This window comes from Flavobacterium sp. (genome assembly GCF_039916025.1).
Lineage (GTDB): Bacteria > Bacteroidota > Bacteroidia > Flavobacteriales > Flavobacteriaceae > Flavobacterium.
This window is the reverse complement of sequence record NZ_JBDSMB010000052.1, coordinates 1-4,068: the sequence shown is the minus strand read 5'-3', so window position 1 is coordinate 4,068 and position 4,068 is coordinate 1. Positions and strand designations below refer to the sequence as shown.

Here is a 4,068-nt window from a genome sequence, read left to right as displayed (position 1 = left end):
TCCTTGTATTATATTTATTATTTATACTTCTTGTTGAAGCAGATTACATTTTCGAGGTTTTTAAAAATGCCACAATCAAGTGGAATTTTTAACACTATATTAATTCAAAAAAAGTCCCGTCGAGTTATTGAACCAGACGGGATTTTTTTATTTTTGTACATTCATTTTTCACAATCCAAATGAAAAAAAATATTGTCCTTTTTATCTTGTTTGTTTTACCGATAGTTGCGTATCTTTTCTTTGCTTCCGGTGTAAATAGTTTTATTTCTTTACCAACCATTACAAAAAACATTCCCGAAGTTAACACCTGGAAAACCCTGGACAATAAACCAGTTGCCTTAACCAATAAAATCACAATCCTTGGCTTTATAGGAAATGATGTAATGAAACACAAAGGAAACTTCTTTAACCTTTACGAAATCATCTATGACAAGTATAAAGATTTCAAAGATTTTCAGGTTGTAATGGTAATGCCCGATGGAACACAAAGTCAGGTTGAAGAATTACTAAAAATAGATATAAAGAAATTGGGCACACATAAAGGCTGGAATTTTGTTTTTGCTTCGCCAAATGAAATAACGACTTTCTATGACAAACTTCAATTGGTCGGAAAACTCGATAATACATTGGCAACACCCAATGTTTTTATCATCGATAAGAAAAGAAACCTAAGAGGCCGAAAAGGTGAAGATCAAAAAGGAACACCCGAATATAAAGAAGGCTACAACACTATTTTTGTTTCAGAGCTTTACAATAAAATGATGGATGATATGAAAATCATCATTTATGAATATCGTGCTGCGCTTAAAAAGAATCATAACGCTACAAAAGAACTTTAGATTTTTATCAAATGAAAAATAAATCATACATCGGATTATCGTTTGTAGTTTTGGTTTTTGGAATCATCTTTATTCCGAAAATCATCAACAGAATAAAAAATGGTACTGTAGTTCAGGGCGACAGAATCGATGCTGTTTCCAATCACAAAAATGGCGAAACAGGTTTGATGAAAATTGGCCCGGCTCCAAAATTTGAATTAACCGACCAAAACGGAACAAAGATTACCGACAAAAGCTATTTAGGCAAAGTATATCTGGTAGAGTTTTTCTTTTCAACCTGTCCTTCTATTTGCCCAATTATGAATAAAAATATGGTTGATATACAAAATGAGTTTTTCGGGAACCCTAATTTCGGAATTGCCTCAATTTCTATCGATCCGGAACATGATACTTCAAAAGTATTAAAAGAATATGCAAAAACACTTGGCGTGAAATCTTCCAATTGGCATTTATTAACCGGAGACAAAGACTATATATTTAATATCGCCAACAAAGGATTTAATATGTATGCCGGCGAAAATAAAAACGTCAAAGGCGGATTTGAGCATTCAGGACTTTTTGCTTTGATTGATAAAAAAGGAAATATACGTTGTAGAAAAGATGATTTTAATAATCCAATTCTATATTATGACGGTTTGGATAAAAAAGGTGTAAAAGCAATTACAGAAGACATAAAAAAACTTTTAAATGAATAAATCAGACAACAAAACGCTGGAACAACGATTTAGATTTCCAATAATTTTTATCTCAATATTAATACCTGTAGCAGTAGCTGTTCTATTTACAGTGAAATTAAAAGATTTTGGTATTGAAGTAGAGCCACTTTCTTTTTTACCGCCAATTTACGCTGGTATAAACGGACTTACGGCCTTACTTTTAATATTGGGCGTAAAGGCGATTAAAAACGGAAATCAAAAAGTGCACGAAAGATTAATGACCACTGCGATTGCTTGTTCTGTAATTTTTTTGGTAATGTATATTGCGTATCACATGACGGCAGAGTCAACTGTTTTTGGAGATGTTGATGGTAACGGAATTTTAGATGCAAAAGAAAAAGGATATGCAGGTTTTACAAGAGACATATATTTGTTCATTTTGCTGAGCCATATTGTGCTGTCAATAGCAATCATCCCATTAGTATTGATTACCTATGTCAGAGCATTAGCGGCACGATTTGACAGACATAGAAAAATAGCTAAAATCACTTTCCCTTTATGGTTGTATGTAGCCGTAACCGGAGTTGTGGTTTATTTAATGATTTCACCTTATTATGCGAACTAAAGAACAAAGAACAAAGATAATAGAAGATAGACTTTCTAAAAGACTATTCTTTTTTCTATTCTCTATTTTCTATTCTCTAAATACTTTCTCACAATGCGCGATGTGTCGTGCTGCTTTGGAAAGTGAAGGCAATAAAACTAAAGTGGAAGCAGTAAATGACGGGATTGTGTTCCTGATGGCTGTTCCGTATATAATTGTGGCAGCAATAGGTTTTACGATTTACAAAATGTATTACAAGAAGCCAGCTTCTAAAGAAGAAGAAACTGCCAACTGAACACTGAATACTTCCTCTAGTCCATTCCGTCAATTTTCACATTCATTTTTCCGGTAGTGGTTATAAATGCGATGATGGCTTTATCGGTTACTTCAACTTTTTCAAAATCAAAATCATTCATTGTTCCGTTAACGAAAACACCTTTCATTGGTGAATAATTATTCAAATAAGGCAATAAACTCTTCTTGCCTTCCTCCAGATTTTCTCGGATAGAATAACGACAGTTTTCCTGAATTTTTTTCAAAATAACGCCCTGCAATAACCAATTGGCGGTTCTTGTAAGCAATCCTTTGGTGTTTAAAACATAATCCATCTGATCAAAATAAATCTCTTTGGTCACGGCATTATAATTTGGAGTTCCCGATAAATATATTGTTCCGTTGATGCTTCCTGTCATATCAAGGGCAATTATAATCTTGCTGTCTTTTTGCCAAAGCGCCACATTTTGAACCACGATTTTTCTGCTTCCGGCGGCAAATTCTTTTCCCTGAAAATTAGATGAAATAATTCTGGAAGCACTTTCGTAAGTCGAAATAGCAGCAATGTTTGCCGTTAATTTTTCAGGAACTTTACCCACCGATTTAAACTGAATAGCATCTCTGTCAAAGCTGTTTTTTGGCTTTAAACCAACCATAGTCTGCATATTGCATTTCAATCCCAAGTCCATTTTAATTTCTTTTTTACCCAAAACCGCATCGGTTACATAAACCTCAATCGGAATGAGTTTAAACCAGGATTGGTATTGTTCGCTTGTTATAAATGGCGTGCTCATTTTTTCCAAAACATCAAGCACATAAGGTTTAAAATCGCATGAATTCTCAATAGCTTCATCAATCTTTTTGGCAATCTTAGATTTGAAAATAGAAAGTGTTGGATTGATAATATAAGTAATCGGAACGTTTCTTCCTGCTACTATGATTGTTGGGCTTTCAGACCATTCAAAATTGTCAATTTTTGAAGTTGTCGACATTTTCCAGTTGGATAATTTGACATCGCTTATAAGTGTTATTGTTCCATTCAGATTAATTTCCCTGGTATCATTTAAACCCATGAAATCGGTGCCATACTTGAATTTGGACCAAATTTTTAATGGCAATATGGTTTGGATTTTTCCATTTTTTTCAATCAGACGAATCGGTGCCGTTTTCGTAATTTTCATTTCGGTTTTATCATCTTCCAGATTGGAGTCATTATAAATTTCACCATTCAGTGTTTTATTCAATTGATTTTCTATTTCCTTTAAAGAGATTTCCAACGGCATGTTCACAAACGAGGTTTTAGTATTGTAAACCATCGGAGTATCATCAGAAGGAATCGGTTTTAAAGCATCGATTTTTTGAGTAGTTGAACAACTATTAAAAATAAACGAAAAAAATAGTATAGAAAGTGTTACTTTTATTCTTGACATGATTGCAATTAATTTTTGGCAAAAATAAAAGTAAAAAAGCAATTAAGTTGTAACATTATCAAAAAAGACAAGTCTAAGTTTGTATGTTATTAAATATGCAATTAAAAGACAAAAATTATATCTTTGTTTATTAGAAAAATTAAGGGTTCTAAACCCGTTTTTAGTATGAAAAAAAGTATACAGGCATTTACATTGATTTTTATTCTTCTTTTAGGATTTACTTCCGTAGCCCAACAAAAAAAGTGGACGATTCAGGAATGCGTAGA

General features: G+C 32.8%; 5 protein-coding genes and 1 pseudogene. 5 read left to right on the top strand and 1 reads right to left on the bottom strand.

The window, feature by feature from the left end:
• The 5 genes and pseudogenes from ABIQ27_RS03015 to ABIQ27_RS02995 all read left to right on the top strand — a co-directional run.
• A pseudogene (locus ABIQ27_RS03015) lies at positions 1-92 on the top strand (cytochrome C oxidase subunit IV); the annotation flags it as partial.
• Between the two features lie 87 nt (positions 93-179).
• On the top strand, positions 180-839 hold the full coding sequence (locus tag ABIQ27_RS03010) for a hypothetical protein (RefSeq protein WP_348031937.1): 660 nt from the start codon (positions 180-182) through the stop codon (positions 837-839).
• Between the two features lie 11 nt (positions 840-850).
• A complete protein-coding gene (locus ABIQ27_RS03005; protein WP_348031935.1) occupies positions 851-1,534 on the top strand; it encodes an SCO family protein in 684 nt (227 codons plus the stop codon).
• Positions 1,527-2,120: a DUF420 domain-containing protein gene (locus tag ABIQ27_RS03000; RefSeq protein WP_348031933.1), complete on the top strand. Its 594-nt coding sequence runs from the start codon at positions 1,527-1,529 to the stop codon at positions 2,118-2,120. Before ABIQ27_RS03005 ends, ABIQ27_RS03000 begins: the two co-directional genes overlap by 8 nt.
• Positions 2,110-2,394 (top strand): hypothetical protein, encoded by a 285-nt coding sequence (locus tag ABIQ27_RS02995; RefSeq protein WP_348031931.1) that lies wholly within the window; start codon positions 2,110-2,112, stop codon positions 2,392-2,394. Before ABIQ27_RS03000 ends, ABIQ27_RS02995 begins: the two co-directional genes overlap by 11 nt.
• Before the next feature lie 16 nt (positions 2,395-2,410).
• Here ABIQ27_RS02995 and ABIQ27_RS02990 read toward each other — a convergent pair whose 3' ends face one another.
• Complete coding sequence (locus ABIQ27_RS02990) at positions 2,411-3,802, bottom strand: DUF4403 family protein (protein ID WP_348031929.1); 1,392 nt, start codon at positions 3,800-3,802, stop codon at positions 2,411-2,413.
• Between the last annotated feature and the right edge of the window lie 266 nt (positions 3,803-4,068).

What these genes read in the sequence shown, in the direction of transcription:
- ABIQ27_RS03010 (WP_348031937.1), top strand. Translation starts at nt 180, where the DNA reads ATGAAAAAAAATATTGTCCTTTTTATCTTGTTTGTTTTACCGATAGTT.
- ABIQ27_RS03005 (WP_348031935.1), top strand. Translation starts at nt 851, where the DNA reads ATGAAAAATAAATCATACATCGGATTATCGTTTGTAGTTTTGGTTTTT.
- ABIQ27_RS03000 (WP_348031933.1), top strand. Translation starts at nt 1,527, where the DNA reads ATGAATAAATCAGACAACAAAACGCTGGAACAACGATTTAGATTTCCA.
- ABIQ27_RS02995 (WP_348031931.1), top strand. Translation starts at nt 2,110, where the DNA reads ATGCGAACTAAAGAACAAAGAACAAAGATAATAGAAGATAGACTTTCT.
- ABIQ27_RS02990 (WP_348031929.1), bottom strand. Translation starts at nt 3,802, where the DNA reads ATGTCAAGAATAAAAGTAACACTTTCTATACTATTTTTTTCGTTTATT.